Source organism: Variovorax sp. 10N420 (assembly GCF_056394705.1).
Genome location: NZ_JBFTIJ010000037.1, coordinates 1 through 1,851, shown reverse-complemented (window position 1 = coordinate 1,851; position 1,851 = coordinate 1). Strand labels below are relative to the sequence as shown.

The 1,851-nt window shown below is 64.1% G+C and carries 2 protein-coding genes; both read left to right on the top strand.

Annotation, left to right across the window (positions count from 1 at the left end):
- Nucleotides 1-560: methyl-accepting chemotaxis protein (locus AC1DEK_RS30085; protein ID WP_478128983.1), on the top strand; the 560-nt coding region annotated here is incomplete at its 5' end.
- Nucleotides 561-709: 149 nt separating this feature from the next.
- Nucleotides 710-1,851 (top strand): methyl-accepting chemotaxis protein (locus AC1DEK_RS30080; protein ID WP_478128982.1); only part of this gene is annotated, 1,142 nt, incomplete at its 3' end.

The window sequence follows — 1,851 nt, the reverse complement described above, 5'->3', positions numbered from 1 at the left end:
CGCGCGCCGGCGAGCAGGGCCGCGGCTTTGCCGTGGTGGCCTCTGAAGTGCGAAGCCTTGCACAGCGCTCGGCAGCGGCGGCGAAGGAAATCAAGGGCCTCATCGATGACTCGGTGGGCAAGGTCGATGCGGGCAGCGCGCTGGTGGGCAAAGCGGGCAAGACCATGGAAGAGATCGTCGAGAGCGTCAAGCGCGTGACGGACATCATGGGCGAGATCACTGCGGCCAGCCAGGAGCAAACGTCGGGCATCGAACAGATCAACCAGGCGATCACGCAGATGGACCAGGTGACGCAGCAGAACGCCGCACTCGTGGAAGAAGCATCGGCCGCCGCCCAGTCGCTGCAGGAGCAGGCCGGCGGTCTCTCGGAGGTCGTGGGCATGTTCAAGCTGGAGGACGACTCGGCGGATCTCGCGCCCACGTTGGCGCACGCCCGTCACGCATCACCCGGTCGTTCCTTGCCTCCACCCAAGCTTCCGAGCCCGCGGCCTGGCCCCAAGCAGGGTGCGAAGGCGCCTGAAGCAGCGACGGCCAGCGCAGGCGACTGGACCGAGTTCTGAAACGGAGGCCTTCAGCGAAACCTCATCGCGAGGAGCATTCGGGCCTCAACTTTTGCTGCTGACTGCCGATAGATAGAGAAGGTACGTCAACGCTCCAAGGCGTCTCGGCGCGCCGTCTCTGTCGATTCGAATTCACCAAGGAAAGTGCGATGAGTTTCAAGGATATGAAGATTGGCACGCGTCTGGGCGCCGGCTTCGCCGCGATGCTGGTGCTGATGGCGGGCATCTCCGCGACCGGCATGATCCGCCTGGGCAACGTGGGCGATGCAGTGGAGCAGATGGTCGAGGGCCCGCTGGCCAAGGAGCGTCTGGTCGCCCAATGGTCGTCGCTGCTCGCGGCCAACATCGTGCGGACGTCAGCGATGGTCAAGTCGATGGACAGCACCACCGAGGCGTACTTCAAGAAGGAGCTCGCCGCGGGCCAGGCGCTCACCAACCCGCTGCAGAAGCGGATCGAAGAAGTGATGACTTCGCCGGAAGAAAAGAAGCGCTATGGCGAAGTCGCCGAGGCGCGCCGTGTCGTGCTCGAGCTGCTCGCGACGCTCAACAAGCTCAAGGCGGGCAATGACTGGGAAGGCGCCAATGCGTTTGCCGACAAGGAATTCGCGGGCGGGCTGGTCGCTTACGAGAAGGCGGTTGCCAATCTTGCTGCCCACGAGCGCGAGCAGATCGATGCAGCCGCCCAGGGCATCGGAAAGGATCACCAAGCTGGCCGCCTCTGGCTCATGGCGCTGTCGGCCATTGCCCTGCTGGTGGGTGCGCTTGCCAGCTGGTGGCTGACGGTGGGCATCGTGCGTCCGCTCGGAAAGGCCGTGCAAGTGGCGGAGACCGTGGCGGCAGGCAATCTGGGCAGCCGCATCGAGGTGGCAAGCCGCGATGAAACCGGCCAGCTGATGCAGGCGCTGAAAAACATGAACGACAGCCTGGCAAGAGTTGTGGGTGAAGTACGTACGGGTACGGACACCATCGCGACGGCCTCGGGCCAGATCGCCACGGGCAACCAGGACTTGTCCTCGCGCACTGAAGAGCAGGCGAGTTCGCTGGAAGAGACGGCGGCTTCGATGGAAGAGCTGACTTCGACGGTSAAGCAGAACGCSGACAACGCGCGSCAGGCGAATCAACTCGCAGTGTCGGCSTCGGCMGTCGCGGTCAAGGGCGGCAGCGTGGTCAGCCAGGTGGTGGACACGATGGCTTCGATCAACGCATCGTCCAGGAAGATCGTGGACATCATCGGCGTGATCGATGGCATCGCGTTCCAGACCAACATCCTTGCACTGAACGCGGCGGTGGA